General features: G+C 45.4%; 21 protein-coding genes. 3 read left to right on the top strand and 18 right to left on the bottom strand.

Annotation, left to right across the window (positions count from 1 at the left end; translation table 11 throughout):
- Window positions 1-105: 105 nt before the first annotated feature.
- The 13 genes from fliR to fliF form a co-directional block, all read right to left on the bottom strand.
- Entirely contained in the window at window positions 106-888 is a 783-nt protein-coding gene (gene fliR / locus ACGF7G_RS06280) for a flagellar biosynthetic protein FliR (protein WP_133815874.1), read from the bottom strand.
- Window positions 889-890: 2 nt separating this feature from the next.
- The gene (gene fliQ, locus ACGF7G_RS06275) at window positions 891-1,160 is read right to left on the bottom strand and encodes a flagellar biosynthesis protein FliQ (protein WP_133815873.1); all 270 of its coding nucleotides are present in this window, start codon (window positions 1,158-1,160) and stop codon (window positions 891-893) included.
- 20 nt (window positions 1,161-1,180) lie between these two features.
- On the bottom strand, window positions 1,181-1,897 hold the full coding sequence (fliP, locus tag ACGF7G_RS06270; RefSeq protein WP_133815994.1) for a flagellar type III secretion system pore protein FliP: 717 nt from the start codon (window positions 1,895-1,897) through the stop codon (window positions 1,181-1,183).
- Between the two features lie 49 nt (window positions 1,898-1,946).
- Window positions 1,947-2,399 (bottom strand): flagellar biosynthetic protein FliO, encoded by a 453-nt coding sequence (gene fliO, locus ACGF7G_RS06265; RefSeq protein ID WP_133815872.1) that lies wholly within the window; start codon window positions 2,397-2,399, stop codon window positions 1,947-1,949.
- Between the two features lies 1 nt (window position 2,400).
- Window positions 2,401-2,820, bottom strand: a complete 420-nt coding sequence (gene fliN / locus ACGF7G_RS06260; RefSeq protein WP_133815871.1) for a flagellar motor switch protein FliN — start codon at window positions 2,818-2,820, stop codon at window positions 2,401-2,403.
- Entirely contained in the window at window positions 2,813-3,817 is a 1,005-nt protein-coding gene (gene fliM / locus ACGF7G_RS06255; RefSeq protein ID WP_133815870.1) for a flagellar motor switch protein FliM, read from the bottom strand. Before fliM ends, fliN begins: the two co-directional genes overlap by 8 nt.
- A gap of 5 nt (window positions 3,818-3,822) precedes the next feature.
- On the bottom strand, window positions 3,823-4,299 hold the full coding sequence (fliL, locus tag ACGF7G_RS06250) for a flagellar basal body-associated protein FliL (protein WP_133815993.1): 477 nt from the start codon (window positions 4,297-4,299) through the stop codon (window positions 3,823-3,825).
- 191 nt (window positions 4,300-4,490) lie between these two features.
- Window positions 4,491-5,774: a flagellar hook-length control protein FliK gene (locus ACGF7G_RS06245; RefSeq protein WP_387464224.1), complete on the bottom strand. Its 1,284-nt coding sequence runs from the start codon at window positions 5,772-5,774 to the stop codon at window positions 4,491-4,493.
- Complete coding sequence (fliJ, locus tag ACGF7G_RS06240) at window positions 5,774-6,217, bottom strand: flagellar export protein FliJ (RefSeq protein WP_133815868.1); 444 nt, start codon at window positions 6,215-6,217, stop codon at window positions 5,774-5,776. The genes ACGF7G_RS06245 and fliJ overlap by 1 nt, the downstream gene beginning before the upstream one ends.
- 44 nt (window positions 6,218-6,261) lie before the next feature.
- Complete coding sequence (fliI, locus tag ACGF7G_RS06235) at window positions 6,262-7,626, bottom strand: flagellar protein export ATPase FliI (RefSeq protein ID WP_133815867.1); 1,365 nt, start codon at window positions 7,624-7,626, stop codon at window positions 6,262-6,264.
- Window positions 7,626-8,330: a flagellar assembly protein FliH gene (fliH, locus tag ACGF7G_RS06230; protein WP_387464221.1), complete on the bottom strand. Its 705-nt coding sequence runs from the start codon at window positions 8,328-8,330 to the stop codon at window positions 7,626-7,628. The genes fliI and fliH overlap by 1 nt, the downstream gene beginning before the upstream one ends.
- Window positions 8,323-9,315, bottom strand: coding sequence for a flagellar motor switch protein FliG (gene fliG, locus ACGF7G_RS06225; RefSeq protein WP_133815865.1), 993 nt, complete (start codon window positions 9,313-9,315; stop codon window positions 8,323-8,325). The genes fliH and fliG overlap by 8 nt, the downstream gene beginning before the upstream one ends.
- Window positions 9,312-11,015, bottom strand: coding sequence for a flagellar basal-body MS-ring/collar protein FliF (fliF, locus tag ACGF7G_RS06220; RefSeq protein WP_387464220.1), 1,704 nt, complete (start codon window positions 11,013-11,015; stop codon window positions 9,312-9,314). Before fliF ends, fliG begins: the two co-directional genes overlap by 4 nt.
- A 284-nt stretch (window positions 11,016-11,299) precedes the next feature.
- Between fliF and fliE the strand changes: the two genes are divergently transcribed.
- The gene (gene fliE / locus ACGF7G_RS06215; RefSeq protein WP_387464219.1) at window positions 11,300-11,611 is read left to right on the top strand and encodes a flagellar hook-basal body complex protein FliE; all 312 of its coding nucleotides are present in this window, start codon (window positions 11,300-11,302) and stop codon (window positions 11,609-11,611) included.
- Between the two features lie 89 nt (window positions 11,612-11,700).
- Here fliE and ACGF7G_RS06210 read toward each other — a convergent pair whose 3' ends face one another.
- Window positions 11,701-11,982 (bottom strand): HigA family addiction module antitoxin, encoded by a 282-nt coding sequence (locus ACGF7G_RS06210; RefSeq protein WP_133815862.1) that lies wholly within the window; start codon window positions 11,980-11,982, stop codon window positions 11,701-11,703.
- Between the two features lie 11 nt (window positions 11,983-11,993).
- The gene (locus tag ACGF7G_RS06205) at window positions 11,994-12,275 is read right to left on the bottom strand and encodes a type II toxin-antitoxin system RelE/ParE family toxin (RefSeq protein ID WP_387464218.1); all 282 of its coding nucleotides are present in this window, start codon (window positions 12,273-12,275) and stop codon (window positions 11,994-11,996) included.
- 125 nt (window positions 12,276-12,400) lie between these two features.
- On the opposite strand from ACGF7G_RS06205, the gene ACGF7G_RS06200 reads away from it, so the two are divergent.
- On the top strand, window positions 12,401-12,649 hold the full coding sequence (locus ACGF7G_RS06200) for a hypothetical protein (RefSeq protein WP_387464217.1): 249 nt from the start codon (window positions 12,401-12,403) through the stop codon (window positions 12,647-12,649).
- 391 nt (window positions 12,650-13,040) lie between these two features.
- On the opposite strand, the gene fliT is transcribed toward ACGF7G_RS06200, so the two are convergent.
- Genes fliT through fliD form a run of 3 tightly spaced genes read right to left on the bottom strand, consistent with a single transcriptional unit; the run spans window position 13,041 to window position 15,283 of the window.
- Window positions 13,041-13,415 carry a flagella biosynthesis regulatory protein FliT gene (gene fliT, locus ACGF7G_RS06195; RefSeq protein ID WP_133815860.1) on the bottom strand — a complete coding sequence of 125 codons (375 nt, stop codon included), beginning with the start codon at window positions 13,413-13,415 and terminating at the stop codon, window positions 13,041-13,043.
- Window positions 13,415-13,825 (bottom strand): flagellar export chaperone FliS, encoded by a 411-nt coding sequence (gene fliS, locus ACGF7G_RS06190; RefSeq protein WP_133815859.1) that lies wholly within the window; start codon window positions 13,823-13,825, stop codon window positions 13,415-13,417. The genes fliT and fliS overlap by 1 nt, the downstream gene beginning before the upstream one ends.
- Window positions 13,826-13,837: 12 nt before the next feature.
- Window positions 13,838-15,283 carry a flagellar filament capping protein FliD gene (fliD, locus tag ACGF7G_RS06185; RefSeq protein WP_133815858.1) on the bottom strand — a complete coding sequence of 482 codons (1,446 nt, stop codon included), beginning with the start codon at window positions 15,281-15,283 and terminating at the stop codon, window positions 13,838-13,840.
- Between the two features lie 271 nt (window positions 15,284-15,554).
- Here fliD and ACGF7G_RS06180 point away from each other — a divergent pair, with 271 nt between their 5' ends.
- Window positions 15,555-16,622, top strand: coding sequence for a FliC/FljB family flagellin (locus tag ACGF7G_RS06180; RefSeq protein ID WP_133815857.1), 1,068 nt, complete (start codon window positions 15,555-15,557; stop codon window positions 16,620-16,622).
- The last annotated feature ends 12 nt before the right edge of the window (window positions 16,623-16,634 follow it).

Here is a 16,634-nt window from a genome sequence, read left to right as displayed (position 1 = left end):
CTTTTCTCTTATTTAGAGATAAAATTTTATAACATTAAACAGTATGATTTATATAGTATATAATACTTATGGGTTTTTCAGTTCGATTTTAGTTTAAAAACAACTTTAAATAACCATTCCACTAATAATTACCGCCAGTCGATTAAACAATTCACTGAACATACGTTCAGAAAATGGTGCTAGCATCGGGATTAAAAGCGTTAGTACCAAGATACCGGTAGTAAGCGTTAGTGGAAAACCGACCACAAAGATGGAGAGTTGTGGTGTCATGCGGTTTAAGATCCCCAATGAGAAATTCAGCGTTAATAGCAGGGTGATTAATGGCAGAGCTAACATCAGGCCGTTGATAAATATCATGCTGGCGCTTTGTGCTAGGAGCCAAAACCCTTGAGCACTAAGCTGCAATGGTTGTATTGGTATAACCTGGAATGTATCTGCCAGAACGGATAATAGCCACAGATGACCGTCAAAAGCCAGAAATAGCAGTAAAGTCAGAAGGTTAAAGATCCGCGCTAGAATGGGCATATTGGGGCCGCCGGAGGGATCAAAAAAGGTCGCGAATGAAAGCCCCATCTGTAAACCAATGATTTCACCAGCATGACGTACCGCAGCAAAGGCAATTTGCATGGTAAGGCCGAGTGATGTGCCAATCAGGATTTGCTGGATCATCACCCAAAATCCGGCAACAGAGAAAATAGGCACTTGCGCGGGTTGTAGGTTTGGCATCAAGAGCAGCGTTACCATCACCGCCAATCCGATCCGAACTTTTTTTGGGGCCTGTTTTTCACTGAATAATGGCGCTGTACTGAACAGCGCAAGCACCCGGACCAGTGGCCAGAAAAACTCACTGATAAACTGAATCAGCATTTCACTGTCAAAAGAGATCATAGTCAGCCGATTATTACGGGTATGCTGCTGTAGAGTTGACGCATGTAGTCCAGAAATAGATTGAGCATCCAGGGACCGGCGATAACCGTAGTAACAAATACCGCCAGAATTTTGGGGATAAATGACAGCGTCATTTCGTTAACCTGTGTCGCGGCTTGTAATAAGCTGACAATTAAACCGCATAATAAAGCAGATAAAAGCAGCGGTGCAGCCAGCGCCAGTGCGACTTTCATTGCTTCTGTGCCCAATGCCATTACCGATTCAGGTGTCATAATTCTTGTCTCTTTTCAGGTCAACCATAGAAACTCTGTGCCAGAGAGCCTAGGAGTAATTGCCAACCATCAACCAATACAAACAACATAAGTTTAAAGGGCAACGAGATTGTCGCGGGTGGCACCATCATCATCCCCAGCGCCATCAAAACGCTGGCGACAACCAGGTCGATAATCAGAAATGGGATGAACAGGGTAAAACCAATCTGGAACGCGGTTTTGAGTTCACTGGTAATAAATGCTGGCATCAGTACCCGCATAGGAACTGAGTCTGCTGTTTCAAAAGGGGGCTGGTCAGCAAGACGGGCAAACAACGCTAAATCGTTTTCCCTTGTCTGACGTAACATAAATTGCCGTAATGGCTTGGCACCATTTTCTAAAGCGGCTTCCAGGCTGATTTTATCTTCACTAAAAGGCAGATAAGCATCTTGATAAACTTTATCGAAAACCGGTGACATAATAAAAAATGTCATAAATAGCGTCAGCCCCAGTAAAACCTGATTGGGCGGAGCAGATGGGGTGCCTAATGCATTACGCAGTAAACCCAACACAATAATAATGCGAGTAAAACTGGTCATCATGAGTAAAGCCGCAGGAATAAAACCCAGCGCGGTAATAAAAACTAAAGTCTGAACCGGCAGGGACCAGCTTTGTCCACCATTGGCCAGCGGTTGGCTGATAATCCCTGGCAGTTGTGCCGCGACATCCACGGGTAATATCAGCGCGGTGAGTGCCATTGCCAGGCGGCATGATAATGGGAATTTACTGCTCGTCATAAAGAAAGCACTACTTTTTTTCATCGGCCTTGCCTTGTCGCATCAGGGTATTTTTTAAAATCTGACCAAACAGTGCCGGTTTTATGGGTTGTCCTTCGAGGTTATCACCGCTGGATTCAGGTGTTGGCATCTGATGTAACAAATTAATTTGCTGGGCGGTAACACCTAATACTAACCAGTTATTTTCAACCTCCACAATGACGACACGTTCACGTTGTCCAAGTGAGCAACTGGCTTTGATACTCAGGTGTTGCTGGGTTTTTCCTTTGCCGGAAACCAGCCCCATACGACGTATCAGCCAGGTGAGGGCGAAAATCAATAGCAGAACACCCGCCAATGCACTACTGATCTGCATCAGTGTCTGACCTGCGGGAAGTGGCGCAGAGGTGGCTACCTGAGCAACCGCCTGGGTTTGCGCGACAGGTTCTGCCGCGCCATGATGAAGAGAAGGCTGGAAAGCCATATTAGCGACTCAGGCGACGCATACGTTCGGAAGGCGTGATGATATCGGTGATACGGATGCCGTATTTATCCGATACAACCACCACTTCACCCTGCGCAATCAGGTATCCGTTGATTAAAATATCCAACGGTTCCCCGGCAAGGCCATCAAGCGAGACGACGGAGCCTTGAGATAATCTCAGCAGTTGTTTGATTGTCATTTTTGTCCGTCCCAGCTCTACGGATAATTTGACCGGAATGTCCAGAATCAGGTCGATATCCGATAAATGAGCCAGTGCATCCTGAGGCTCCAGAGATTCAAATATGGCCGCGCTACTGTCAGAGGTTTGTTGTTGCGCGGCCTGTTGTTCCAGCGCTTCTGCCCACATATCTTCGGCAGATCCGGTTGAAGCGGTATCTGTGGGTTGTTTAACGTCACTCATTGGGTTGTTCCTCATCCAGAGCATTTAAAACAGGGTTAATAAGGTGTTCGACACGCAGGGCATATTGCCCGTTTAATGTTCCGTATTGACTGGTGAGCACCGGCACACCATCGACATGAACGATCAAGCGCTCGGGTTTATCAATCGGTAATATATCGCCCGGCTGAAGTTGCAGAATTTTTGATAGCCTCAGCGGGATATCAACAAAGTTGGCGACCAATTCCAGCTCTGAATGTTGAACCTGTTTTACCAGGCTTTCCCGCCACAGGCTGTCCTCCTGACGGACGTTTTCCAACGGTGGATTAGTCAGGCGTTCCCGTAAGGGTTCAATCATGGCAAACGGAATACAGATATTAAATTCACCACTCAACGCACCAATTTCTACCTGAAACGGTGTTGTAACCACAATATCGTTCGGTGATGTTGTGATGTTGGTGAATTTCACCTGCATTTCAGAACGTATATATTCCACTTCGATTTTGAAAATGGGATCCCAGGCATCACGGTAGGAATCCAGCGCCATACGTAACATCCGGTTAATCACGCGTTGTTCAGTATGGGTGAATTCACGGCCTTCCACTTTGGTAGGGAAACGTCCATCACCACCAAACAGGTTATCTACCGCGATGTAAACCAGGCTGGGTGCAAATGCAAAGAGTGCTGTTCCTCTCAATGGTTTCAGATGAACCAGGTTAAGATTGGTTGGCACTGCCAGGTTACGGGCGAATTCATGATAGGGCTGAATTTTTATTGCACCGACAGTAATGTCAGGACTACGGCGGAGCATGTTAAACAACCCCATCCTGAAATGACGGGCAAAGCGCTCGTTAATAATTTCCAGTGCTTGCAGACGTTCCCGAACAACACGGCGTTGGGTATTGGGATCATAAGGGCGAACCTCGTTTTCCCCGGACGCGGTGTTTTCTGCGTCGTCACTGGCACTGTCGCCATTGAGCAGAGCATCAATCTCTGCTTGTGAAAGAATATTGTCACTCATGGTGATTATCGCAGAATAAACGTGGTAAACAGCACATCGGTGATGACCTGATCCGGCTCACCTGGTACCAAGGTTGGACGCAGCGTTTGCTTGATATCGGTCATCAGACGCAGTTTGCCGCTGTCATGAGCCAGATCGGCTGATTTCTGGCGTGATAGTAACAACAACATACGGCTACGAACTTCCGGCAGATACTCATGAAAGCGCTTACGTGTTTTTTCATCGGCTAAACGTAGAGTCACGCCGATGTAGAGTACACGGTCAAAGTGGTCATCATTGTCGATCAGATTGACGGTAAAAGGCTCCAGCGTCATAAATACAGGGACTTTTATAGTTCGGGATGCCGCAGCATTATTCTCTTTTGCTTGCTTAAGTGTCCACCAACTGTATCCTCCGATGGCGGCACCGATAACGGTAATCAGTACTAACAGTATCATCCAAAATGAATTTTTGCGTTTATGCTCGTAGCTATAGTCAGACATGGACAGACAAATTCCTGTTTTCGTTGCGGACAAGTGTCCACTCATTCCGTGGCGGACCTGCTTATCCATCAATATCGATAATAATTATCCCGCGTATTTCCGCTGGCAATAGCCGGAACAAACGGGGAAAAAACCACTAACTCATTCGTTTGTTGTGAGTCTTGTGGACTACGGATAAATACCTTCCATCATTAGGCGAAAATATCCACACCGCCCCGGACTGACGCCAGTTGGTGAGGGGTTAAGCGTATTGTGGATTCGGTAGCCGAATTGCTCTCTGGCGTGGCATCAGTGCTGTGATTTCCAGTTCTGTCTGAATTTTGTGAACCAGAGCGTTGTTCTTGTTGCCACGAGCTGGCGTTGTCGCTGCTGACATTGCTTTGGGTAAGTTGAATGCCACTTTCTGCCAATGCATGACGAAGCCCAGGTAACGCAGCTTCCAGCGCCGCCCGAACGTGACTGTGAGCCGATGCCAGATGTAATTGAGCCTGATTATCTTCAACAGACATACGAATTTGTAATGCACCCAGCTCTTGTGGATGCAGGCGCAGTTCTGCTTGTTGCAAGCCATTGCGATTAAACAAGATGATTTGCTGGTTTAATTGCTGTTGCCACTCTTCACTACCCAACTGTGCATTTAGCAAAGGAGTGGCGGCGCTGGATAATTGAAACTGGGCCGTCTGGTTATGTCCTGCGGAAAGCAGAGGGGATGCTGCTACTGAGGACACTTGTCCGGCTTGCTGATTTTCGGCTACCACAGAAGTGGGCTGAATTTCAGCCTGAACGGTGGTTTGGATCACTGCCGGTTCACGTGAGTGGCTTTGTGGGGCACTTTCATGCGAAATAGCGGCAGAGGGGATCTTTGGTTTTACCTGAGAATTCTGTACTAATCCATTTTCAGGTTTTGTTTTGAAAAGATTGTCAAAACTTTCCGTTTTTTCTTCATGTTTTGGCTGTTCTGGTATATTTGTCAGAAGATTTTCCTTCGTCGGCAATCCTGTCATCACCCATTCTTTAGCGATAACCTGACGGCTTTTATCACTATGTTTTATTGGTTCGGCTGGTTGTGGATTATCTTTCTGGTTTTCTGATCTGATGGTTAATTGGGACAATTGTACGGGTAAACTTGTCGCCAATTCTTCTGCTGACATGAGCTTTTCATCAATAGGTGCTGGTTGTTTGTTTGTCTCTGCTTTTACATTCAGCGGGATCCGTGAGGAGGTGACAGATTTCGCTGCAATTTCATTTGAGACAGATAATAAAGGTAATAACCCGTTGTCTATTTCATCCGTGGTCTCTTTTCCTTCTTTGGATGAAACTTTTCCCGGTTTGACCATGCCTTTTTGTACCGGCTCGGTTTCCAGATTAAGAAACCGAGCAAAGTCAGAGGGTTGATCGGCGTCAGTGAATAAATCACTGCGCGTTTGCTGATTTTCTGCCGGTTTTAGGTCAGCAGGCAAAAGAGTGACATTCATTATCTATTTCTCCGTTGTGCACTACGTTGGGCATACTCATCCATCTGTTTTTGCTCCGTTCTGTTCTGCTGTAATCTTCGGTTGTTATCTGCCCGCTGTTGCAAAGTATCAAAGGCATTGAGACGTTGTTGTTTTTCCTGCCACTGTGATAAAGCGGTCTCAAGCCGCTGTTGCCATTGATTGAGCTGCAATTTGTGCTGTTCAATCGCCTTTTCCAGCGTTTTCATGAATTGCTGGTAGTTTTGCCAGGTCGTACACGGCATACCACTACTGAGCGTGTCGTTCAAGCGTACCCGGTACTCATCCTGATAGCCCATCAGCGTTGCAAGTTGTTGCTCCATTTGCTGATGGTTCTGACGAACTTGTGCAAGGTGAATGGCCGCTTTTTCCACTGCATTTTGTGCAAGTTCACGCAAGGTCATGAGCGGTGATTGTTGCTGCATCTTATTCCTCGCTTTTTAATGGCAACATACAGAAAATTGTTACGTTATATAGGTAACAATTGTTGTAGTTGAGTACAGGCAGCCTCATATTCACTACATTCTTCAATATCTTGTAATAAAAATTGTACCATGTAGGGATAAAGTTCAATCGCTTTGTCCAATAGCGGATTACTACCCGCAGCATAGGCACCGACATTAATCAGATCACGATTGCGCTGATAGCTTGCGAGCAGTTGTTTAAACTGTTGTACCCGCCGATAGTGCTGTTTATCAATTAATGATGTCATAGCGCGGCTAATAGAGGCTTCAATATCAATTGCCGGGTAGTGCCCTGATTCCGCGAGAGAACGGGAGAGCACGATATGACCATCCAGAATAGCCCTGGCGGCATCAGCTATTGGGTCCTGCTGATCATCACCTTCGGTCAGTACGGTGTAGAACGCAGTAATTGAACCGCCGCCATTGACTCCGTTTCCTGCGCGTTCCACCAGTGCAGGAAGTTTGGCGAAAACCGAAGGCGGATAACCTTTGGTCGCCGGGGGTTCACCAATAGCCAAGGCAATTTCACGTTGAGCCATACTATAGCGGGTCAATGAATCCATAATCAGTAATACATGCTTACCCCGATCACGAAAATCTTCGGCGATACGGGTAGCGTAGGATGCACCCTGCATACGCAATAAAGGTGAGATATCGGCAGGCGCGGCGACAACCACTGAGCGGGATAAACCGGTTGTACCAAGGATATTTTCAATAAAGTCTTTAACTTCACGGCCACGTTCACCGATCAAACCGACGACGATCACATCCGCCTGTGTATAACGTGCCATCATGCCAAGAAGAACACTCTTACCCACCCCGGAACCGGCAAATAACCCCATACGCTGGCCGCGTCCTACTGTCAATAGGGCGTTAATTGCCCGAACGCCCACATCCAGTACATCACTGATCGGGGAGCGTTGCAGAGGGTTGATTGGTGGCGTGGTGAGTGAGGCGCGATAGCCAGTGTCGGGTGATGGAAAGCCATCCAGGGGGCGGCCGGCACCATCTAAAACCCGCCCTAATAGCTCCGGGCCAAGAGGTAGCTGGCGTCCACTGCCGCAATCTTCACTGTACGGGCGAGCATAAACACGGGCACCGGGTACAATACCTTCCAGATCTTCAAGTGGCATCAGTAAAAGTTTTTCGCCATTAAAACCAACAACTTCACTTTCAACTTCTTCAATATTGCTGCCATTTTGCCGTTCAATCAGGCAAGTTGCTCCCAGAGGCAGATGTAAGCCCGTTGCCTCCATGACCAGACCTGTCGCTCTGGTCAGACGGCCATAACGACGAACCGGCGAAGCCTTCGCCAATTTTTGCTCAAAAGCATCCAGTGTTGCCAGCCAGCGTCCGAGTCTTGCCGTCATTACAATTCTCCCGGTGCGGCCAGCCGGCATAATTCATGCCAACGTGTTGCCAGGCTGGCATCCAAATCGCCTTCGTCTGCACTGATTTTGCAACCACCAGGATGCAGTTTGTTATCTGCCAGTAAACGCCAGCCGTGTAGTGAGAGTGTGGTTCCTAATTGCTGTTCAACCAATGGAATATCCTGTGGGTGAACCCGAAGTTGCGGTTTACCGCTGAACATCGGTTCCTGCTGGATAAATTCACGGATCTGATTGAGCAGGGCGGTTCCATCACAGAGCGCGGGTTGTCCGAGGATCTGTTTCGTGGCTGTCAGCGATAACTGCATCAAGCGGGATGCAATAATGGTATCAAGCCCTTCAAGTGAATGGCGGAAATCAGCCAGCATATTTTGCCACTGCTCTGTGATAAGTTGCTGCTGCTGACTTGCATCTTTTAATCCCTGTTCCAATCCGGCTTCTAAGCCGGATTGGTATCCGTTGTCATAACCTTGTGCCTGGCCTTCGGTAAATCCTTGTTCATGGCCTGCCTGCCGGGCCTGTTCTTTCAGGTTATCCAGCATTGCCGCTTGTTCAAGGATTTCATCATGCTCGGAAGTTTCCAGTGAGTCATCAGCAAGCTCTGGTTTAACACGCAGTTTTTCCCACTGTGTGAGTTCATTGGGTTTCCAGGGTTGCCAGTCAGCATTGTTCAACTTATCAGACATAGCTATCATCACCACCGTTCAGGATAATCTCGCCGCTTTCTGCCAAACGACGAACAATAAGCAGAATAGCTTTCTGTTCGCTTTCCACTTGAGACATACGCACTGGGCCCCGGTTTGCCAGGTCATCACGCATAATCTCTGCGGCACGCTGAGACATATTGTTGAGGAAGTGATCGCGTAGCTGTTGGTCGCAGCCTTTCAGTGCAACAAGCAAGGAGTCGGTGGAGATTTCCTTCAACAGGCGCTGGATACTGCGATCATCCACATCGATAAGGTTTTCGAACAGGAACATTTCATCAATGATTTTTTGTGCCAGCTCGTTATCGTAGGCGCGCATTGCTTCGATAACATTCTCTTCTTGCTGACTCTTCATCAGGTTGATAATCTCAGCTGCGGTACGAATACCGCCCATTTTGCTGCGCTTGAGGTTCTGACCATCTAACAGGTTATTGAGCACTTCTGTCAGCTCAGCTAGCGCGGTGGGTTGTACCCCACCGAAAGTGGCGATACGCAGCATGATGTCGTTGCGTGACTTATCATCAAACAGCGCGAGAATATCGGCAGCTTGCCCACGACTTAAGTGAACCAGAATGGTGGCGATAATCTGTGGATGTTCGTCACGGATCATATCGGCAGCCATTTGTGGCTCCATGAAGTTAAGGGTCTCCATACCGGTGGTGGTATCACGGGATTCGAGAATATCCTCAAGCAGGCTGGAAGCACGCTCTTCACCCAGCGCTTTAATCAACACTGAACGCAAATAGTCACTGGCATTGATACTGAGTGTTGCGTACTGGCCGGCATCTTCTTCAAACTCTGCCAGTACATCGACCAATTGCTGGTTGGAAACCTGGCGCATACCCGCCATTGTGATACTGAGTTGCTGGACTTCCCGGGAATTCAGGTGTCTAAACACCTCCGCCGCCTGATCTTCTCCCAGGGTCATTAACATGACGGCGCTTTTTTCTGTTCCGTTTAGGCTCATTGTTCGTTACTCATCCATTGACGGATCACCAGTGCCACTACGCGAGGATCTTTTTCTGCCAGTTCGCGGATACGTTGGCTTTGAATTTCAGTACTGACCCGTTGACGTGTCAGTTTCTGGCGAGTTTTTTCATCCATTTCGGCAATGGATTCAGTCGATTGTCTTTTCTGAGATTTCTGTGCATTAAGCGCAGCTTTTTCTGCGGCCCGTTTTTTGGCGAGTTGAGGAACAACCATTTTGCGCCACAGCAGCCAGGCCACCAGTATCAACAGAAGGTAGCGACCAAAATCAAAGGCTTTTTCCAGCAGAGCGGGGTTTTGCCACACCGGGATCACTTCGATATTTTCTTTGCTTTCAGTAAATGGTGTATTAACCACATTTAAACTGTCACCACGCTCTTTGGAAAAGCCCATCGCTTCTCTGGTTAGCGCTTCTATTTTCGCCAGTTGTTCTGGTGTTAATGCCTGAGTTTCCGGGCCATTTTTACCTTCGACCGTGACATAATTAACTACCACAGCGACAGACAAGCGCTCAACACCGCCGGCTTGTTGCTGCACATGACGGATAGTGCGGTCTACTTCATAGTTTGTAGTTTCGTCTCGGCGGTTATTGAGATTATTGTTTACCATGCGCTCGTTACTGTTGCCAGCGGATGATGTTTTCTTATCGCTTTTGTCGTTTTTATTACTCTCTTTGGTATTTGGCTTATCAATCGGAGCACTTGGTGGTGAGCTGGGTTGATTGGACAGCGCGCCCGGAATGCCACCAACCGAAGAGCCACCACTTTGTTCGCTTTCACTTAACTGTTTTGAGCGAACTGCCGCCTGACTCGGTGGCTGATTAGGTTTATATTCCTCAGCGGTTTCTTCTCGGCGGGAAAAATCCACCTGGGCCGTCACTTGTGCATGAACGTTACCGCGACCGACGACCGGAGTCAGGATAGCTTCAATACGACGTTGGAAACGGTTTTCCACTTCCTGAATGTATTTCAGTTGACTGGTGTTTAAATCGCGCCCGGTGGCATCCGCTTGTGTCAACAGGCGTCCCGTTTGATCAACAATAGTAACATTGCCCGGTGGTAATCCGGCGACACTACTGGAAACCATATGGACAATGGCATTTATCTGGCCTTCATCCAGGGTGCGGCCTTGCAGTAATCCAACCGTAACCGATGCAGAAGGGGACTTTTGTTCACGGACAAACAGGGAAGGTTTGGGTAATGCAAGGTGAACACGCGCATTTTGCACTGGCCCCAGTGATTCGATCGTCCGGGATAACTCACCTTCCAATGCCCTTTGATAGTTAACCTGCTCACTGAACTGGCTGATACCGAATTTCTCTTTATCAAGCAGTTCAAATCCCGCCGCTCCGCCTTTAGGCAACCCTTGTTGTGCCAGTCTTAGTCGGGTTTCATGTACCTGTTCAGCAGGGATCATGATAGCAGAGCCATTTTCGGCAAAGCGGTAAGGAATGTTTAATTGAGCGAGTTGTGTGACAATCTCGCCACCGTCTTTATCGCTCAAATTACTGTAGAGCACCCGATAATCTGGGCTGCGTAACCACAGGAAAAGGGCAATGACAATAGCGACGGCTGCGCTGCCGGCAACTAATAATGGCACTTTAGGATCAGCTTTTATCTGGTTAATGATAGCACTGAGACCCTTGGCTTGATTTTCAACGTCAGTTGTTGCGGCACTCATAGACGATCCTTGCCTTGCTGTTCAACATGAATACTAAAAGCGTGGCGTAACAAAACAGACTCCCCATACGCAAGCGAAAAAATTCTTCCTATTTTCAGTCTTGTCATTATTCGCTGTTCACTCATCTTTTAATGGCACGATAAGCCCTGACTTTTTACGTTAATTATCCGCTTTAGATTGAGGGGGCTATGTTAGGGTGGCAATCGGAAAATATGCCGTATAAACCTTGGGTTAATATGGCATTGAATTGCGTAGGGTATAGGGTGGTTTAACACGAGGTTTTTATGTCAATTCAGGCAATTGAAGGGGTACTGCAACAGATGCAGGCTCAGGTACTACAGGCAGCAAGTATCGCAAAACCCATGCCGTTGCAGGGGGGATTTGCCAGTCAACTGACGGCGGCTGTTGGTAAAATTAATCAGACGCGCTTGGCTGCTACAAAACAAACTCAGGATTTTACCTTGGGTGTCCCGGGTATTGAGTTGAATGATGTGATGGTGGATATGCAAAAATCCAGTATCGCTTTGCAAATGGGTGTTCAGGTAAGAAATAAGCTGGTGGCTTCTTATCAGGAAATTATGAGTATGCAGGTGTAGGTATATTAACTTATTGATATATATTGTGATAAACCTTTTGTATTTCCTGTTTTGGGACAGCCACCCGGATTTGCAGGTGGCTTTTAATTTTATGGATGTGTGACTATCGGTTTTATTTCGGGTCTTTTGTGTTGAGATGCAATCCATAGCTCATATTGAGACTGCATTCCAGTCCACATTTCAGCGCTGGTTCCCAATGCTGCCTCTAGACGTAATGCCATATCAGCGGATATACCGGCATTGCCGTTTAATATACGGGATAACGCGGCGCGAGTTATACCCAATGATTTAGCGGTGTCGGTTACAGATATATCTCCGAGATATTCGCGTAAAACCAATCCGGGATGTGCCGGGTTATACATTCTGCCCATTTTGTTATTCCTCAGTGATAATCTTGGTAGTCGACGAGAATGACATCTTCACCTTCAAATCTAAATGTTAATCGCCAATTGCCATTAACCGATATAGCCCAGTGGCTTTTCAAATCAGCCCCTTTTAGTGGGTGAAGTTTCCAACCTGGAGCGTTCATATCATCTGGTTTTTTAGCTGTATTTAATGCGGTTAACTGAATTTGTAATTTTATAGTATGTTTTGGTTGAATGCCTGCTGTAGAACCAGTTTCGAAAAATTCTTTCAGACCTTTATGTTTGAAACTCTTAATCATTTTGAATATTATGGCATTGTATTGTGTATAGCTATACTATACGGTGGCGGGTGTTGGAGGTCAAGCTTTTGATGGTGCGCATTATCTAAATAATTTTTAAAAATAGTGATACATATAACGCGCTTATGTGGGATGTATTATCTGATTCTAATGAAGAAATTTGTAAGAAGGTAGCAGGTCTGTTTCGAAAAAAAGATCTTCATATAACGGTAGATGGTAAAACTTATAATCTTGGTAAACGTTTAAGTACTGGTGCCAATTTCCAAAAATATATGATTTGCAGTTGGTATAATAACAATGCTGAAGAGAAAAAATTAGGTGAAATATTGAAACAGATAGGTAAAACCAAACGTTTTTGCTGCAACTGGCGTTAACTATAACTCACTGAAAATATGATGATTACAAGCAATTTTGAGGGTTTTTTGATTATTAAAGGCTGCACTCCGGTATGGCCTTTTTATTTTTCACAATCAAATTAAACCACAGGGCTACATCAAACAGCTCCTTCATACCCATTGGTCACGATGGGAGGGAATATGAAGAACAATCCTGATTTGTAGACCGGGATACTACATATTTTCGTCAGAAATGTAAGATACCTTTCATTGACATATAAGATATTGAAAATGAAAAGCAGAACACTATTTAATTACCAAGATTTTATTATCTATTTCTTATAGTTTGAACTGAAATCAATACATCCTAAACCAAGCTCACAAAATGAGTAAATAATGGTGATGAAAATACATCACCTTTATTTCTCAATTACTTCTGTTCCGTAGAGCTCATAAGGGTATGATAGGGTTCAGCAGGGAATTGACCGTAGCTATCATTTAATAATTGCTGTCGGCCCGCTTGTTTGATGAGTTTGCTGAGTTCATCAAGTCTTCCCTGTAACAGTTCTTTTATCTCATTTTCATTATCTAAAATTGTCTGCAAAATGTTGGTCATTTTCTGCTGTAACGAAAGAGAGGTGGCAGATGATATTGAAGAGTGGCTGATCACTTCTACTGCTTTGAGGTAGGTGATTTCCATATCAACAAGATCATCCCATTTTTCGTTTTTGGCTAAATTAAGCATCTGCTCACTTAAACTTAGGATCCGTTGGTAAGCTGACAAAAGATCCATTTCATTATCCATTAAACAATATCCTGACTGGCGTTGTAATGAGGGCCAATTTGCCGCCAAGTTTCTGAAATCTCGGTGAGTAACTTTATAACTTCGGTAATGGCTGGCTCATCATTGTGTAAATTAGCGTGGAGTAAACGTTGGGTCATATAGTCGTAAAGGGAAGCAAGATTGTGTGCCAGCTCTCCGCCTTTCTCGTTATCTAACCCCTGTTTGAGGCCATTATCAATGATATTGATCGCTTTGGAAATAGCTGCGCCTTTTTCCGCGATATTACCTTGCTCCATCAGAATAATTGCCCGACGCAGGGCGCTAAGCGCCCCGTTGAACAAAATCTGAATCAACTGATAGGGGGAAGCATTCATAATTTCACTTTCCACATCTATCTGGGCATATAATTGACTTGCCGAACGTTGATACATAATTTCCTTTAATTATCTCATCTGTTGTAATAGGAAGTTACTGGTCTGTTTCAGGGAAGAGACCATCTTATCCAGTTGTGAAAATTGGTGTTTATAGCGTTCAATCGTTTCGTTAATGTTGATTTGTGTTCTGTCCACTTGTTTTTCAAGTGTTTTCAGACGCTTATTAATGCCGTTAGTTGCGGTGACTAATGTACCTTCATGGCTATCCAGAGCGTCTTTTAATAGTTTATGTGTCTGGGTGGCAAAACCGGTTTCTTTACCGTCACCCATAAAGAATGCTTTCACATTAGCGGGTTTTTCTGTTAGATTTTTTTCCAGTTTTTCTTTGTCAATTTCCAGTTTGCCATCAAGCTTTTGCTTAATACCCAGTTTATTCAGGGTCGAAATATCATTAGCGGCCTGAAAGCTGAAAACTTGGCTTCTCAACTGGTTTTGTATTCCACGCAGAGTGCTGTCACCGAGTAAAGCGCCATTATCTTTCGACGGTTCTTCACCCTGTTTTACCGGTTTAAATTTGGTCAGAGAATCAAACGTCGTTTGCAGTTCATTATAAGCATCAACCCAGTTTTTAATCGCCTCTTTCGTCGGCTCAATATCACGGGAGACCACCAGCATTTCAGGCTTATGTCCCCCCGGTTTATCTTTATCGTGGGTCTTATCGTGGGTCGTTTTTTTCAGATCCAGTTTAACGCCTTCTGGTGCGTCAGTAATATGGTTTGTTTGACGCTCAATTTCGATGTTGTTAACTTTCAAGAGTGCGTTCTTAGCTTCAACGGTTTGAGTTAACCCACCTGTGCCTTTACCGCCATCGGTACCCGGAGTGTAGTTCAGAAACTGGCCCAGTTTGTCGTCACCGTCAACCTTGATTGTCATGATTGATTTAGTGCCAGCTTTTTTAGCCGTCAAAACTAAATAGTTTTCGCCATCTTTTGCCTTAATAATACTGGCGTTGACATTACCTTCCTGTTTATTAATTGCGTCACGCAGTTCAAGGATAGAGGTTTGTGCGTCTGTCAACTTGATTTGCATTGGCTTTTTTTCGCCAGGCTGAGTGATGGTAATTGTTCGGGTTTTGCCTTCGCCCAGAGATTCTCCTTGATACGTTTTCAGATCATCGACTTTTCCTGTCTGTAATGCCTGCGCCTGCGCCAATTGTTCAACTTCAATACTGTAGTTGCCTGGGCTGGCTTTAGAGTCCGTCGTGGCAGTGAATGCCTCATGTTTTTCACTGGCGGTGGTTGTATTGAGTTTATCGAATTTTTTCAGTGATTCAGACGCAGTTTCCAGCTTTTCCAGGCTGCCTTTTAACGTACCAAAAGCTGTTAGCTTACCTTTATAACTGGTTTGTTGTTGTGTCAGTGGTTCTAAACGTTTTTGTTCTGCTGCCTGAAGTTTATCCAGTATAGAACCCAGATCCATCCCCGACCCGGCCCCTAATGAAGAAATGCTAGCCATATTGACTCCTTTATTAGTAAATCTTTGTTGAACCGGTTATCGGTAAGTTTCGAAAAAAGTTTACTAATAAAAATAATTTTTTGATGGTAAGAATAGTCGTGAAGAACGGACGCTGTTTGGCTTATAAGAGAAATATGTTAAAAAAAGAAAAGTTTTTTCAAGAAAAATTAAAGGTTCTTTGAGGAACGCCGATAAAACTGTTGGCGGTGATGAACACCGTGGGCAAAGGCCCAAACTTATATCTGCTTGATTTAAAAAAGGAACTCTTACTATGGCACAAGTCATCAACACCAATAGCCTGTCCCTGCTGACTCAGAATAACCTGAATAAATCCCAGGGTGCTTTGGGTAACGCTATCGAGCGTTTGTCTTCTGGTCTGCGTATCAACAGCGCGAAGGATGACGCTGCTGGTCAAGCGATCGCTAACCGTTTCACTGCAAACGTTAAAGGTTTGTCTCAGGCAGCACGTAACGCTAACGACGGTATCTCTATTGCACAGACTACCGAAGGTGCTCTGAACGAAATCAATACCAACTTGCAGCGTATCCGTGAATTAACGGTACAGGCGCAAAACGGCAGCAACTCTGAAAGCGATATTAACTCTATTAAGGACGAAGTGAATCAGCGTTTAGACGAGATTAATCGTATCTCTGAACAAACTCAATTTAATGGTGTTAATGTCCTAAGTAAAGATAGCAAATTGACCATCCAGGTTGGTGCTAACGATGGTGAAACTATCACTATTAGTCTGGAACAAATCGACAAAGGCACAATGGGGCTGGACAAATTTAATGTTAATTCATTATTTGGAGTGCGTGTAGGCGATCCAGTTAGTAAGATTGACGTTCCAGGTAAACCCGACAAGGTTGATGTAAAACCAGTAACTGGTCTTGATGGTGTTGCTAATCCCAAGGTCTCTGCATCCAATGATAAAGATGGTAAGGCAATTAAGGACGAATACGTTGTATCCGGTCAAAAAGACGGTAAAGACGTATATTATAAAGCCACTATTGACAACGAAGGTAACGTTCAGGTAATCGGTGAAACAACCAAGATTGACGATAACGCTAAGCCGTTAGGCGATTTAGACAATGCTCTGTCAAAAGTTGACAAACTGCGTAGCTCTTTGGGCGCTATCCAAAACCGTTTTGAATCTACTGTTAACAACCTGAATAACACCGTTAACAACCTGAGCGCTGCTCGTAGCCGTATCCAAGATGCTGACTACGCAACTGAAGTGTCTAACATGAGCCGTGGTCAAATTCTGCAACAAGCAGGTACTGCGGTTCTGGTTCAGGCTAACCAAGTGCCTCAGACTGTATTGTCTCTGCTGCGTTAATTTCTCAGCTAA

Source organism: Photorhabdus sp. RM323S (assembly GCF_042879375.1).
GTDB classification, from domain to species: domain Bacteria; phylum Pseudomonadota; class Gammaproteobacteria; order Enterobacterales; family Enterobacteriaceae; genus Photorhabdus; species Photorhabdus tasmaniensis.
Note: the sequence above shows the minus strand (reverse complement) of the source record. Positions and strands in the feature narration are given on the sequence as shown.

Coding starts and splice junctions, on each gene's coding strand:
- fliQ (WP_133815873.1), bottom strand. CDS start 1,160: ATGACACCTGAATCGGTAATGGCATTGGGCACAGAAGCAATGAAAGTC.
- fliP (WP_133815994.1), bottom strand. CDS start 1,897: ATGGCACTCACCGCGCTGATATTACCCGTGGATGTCGCGGCACAACTG.
- fliD (WP_133815858.1), bottom strand. CDS start 15,283: ATGGCTAGCATTTCTTCATTAGGGGCCGGGTCGGGGATGGATCTGGGT.
- fliL (WP_133815993.1), bottom strand. CDS start 4,299: ATGTCTGACTATAGCTACGAGCATAAACGCAAAAATTCATTTTGGATG.
- fliF (WP_387464220.1), bottom strand. CDS start 11,015: ATGAGTGCCGCAACAACTGACGTTGAAAATCAAGCCAAGGGTCTCAGT.
- ACGF7G_RS06245 (WP_387464224.1), bottom strand. CDS start 5,774: ATGAATGTCACTCTTTTGCCTGCTGACCTAAAACCGGCAGAAAATCAG.
- fliH (WP_387464221.1), bottom strand. CDS start 8,330: ATGTCTGATAAGTTGAACAATGCTGACTGGCAACCCTGGAAACCCAAT.
- fliE (WP_387464219.1), top strand. CDS start 11,300: ATGTCAATTCAGGCAATTGAAGGGGTACTGCAACAGATGCAGGCTCAG.
- fliT (WP_133815860.1), bottom strand. CDS start 13,415: ATGGATAATGAAATGGATCTTTTGTCAGCTTACCAACGGATCCTAAGT.
- fliN (WP_133815871.1), bottom strand. CDS start 2,820: ATGAGTGACGTTAAACAACCCACAGATACCGCTTCAACCGGATCTGCC.
- ACGF7G_RS06200 (WP_387464217.1), top strand. CDS start 12,401: ATGTGGGATGTATTATCTGATTCTAATGAAGAAATTTGTAAGAAGGTA.
- fliG (WP_133815865.1), bottom strand. CDS start 9,315: ATGAGCCTAAACGGAACAGAAAAAAGCGCCGTCATGTTAATGACCCTG.
- fliM (WP_133815870.1), bottom strand. CDS start 3,817: ATGAGTGACAATATTCTTTCACAAGCAGAGATTGATGCTCTGCTCAAT.
- fliR (WP_133815874.1), bottom strand. CDS start 888: ATGATCTCTTTTGACAGTGAAATGCTGATTCAGTTTATCAGTGAGTTT.
- ACGF7G_RS06180 (WP_133815857.1), top strand. CDS start 15,555: ATGGCACAAGTCATCAACACCAATAGCCTGTCCCTGCTGACTCAGAAT.
- fliI (WP_133815867.1), bottom strand. CDS start 7,626: ATGACGGCAAGACTCGGACGCTGGCTGGCAACACTGGATGCTTTTGAG.
- ACGF7G_RS06210 (WP_133815862.1), bottom strand. CDS start 11,982: ATGGGCAGAATGTATAACCCGGCACATCCCGGATTGGTTTTACGCGAA.
- ACGF7G_RS06205 (WP_387464218.1), bottom strand. CDS start 12,275: ATGATTAAGAGTTTCAAACATAAAGGTCTGAAAGAATTTTTCGAAACT.
- fliS (WP_133815859.1), bottom strand. CDS start 13,825: ATGTATCAACGTTCGGCAAGTCAATTATATGCCCAGATAGATGTGGAA.
- fliO (WP_133815872.1), bottom strand. CDS start 2,399: ATGGCTTTCCAGCCTTCTCTTCATCATGGCGCGGCAGAACCTGTCGCG.
- fliJ (WP_133815868.1), bottom strand. CDS start 6,217: ATGCAGCAACAATCACCGCTCATGACCTTGCGTGAACTTGCACAAAAT.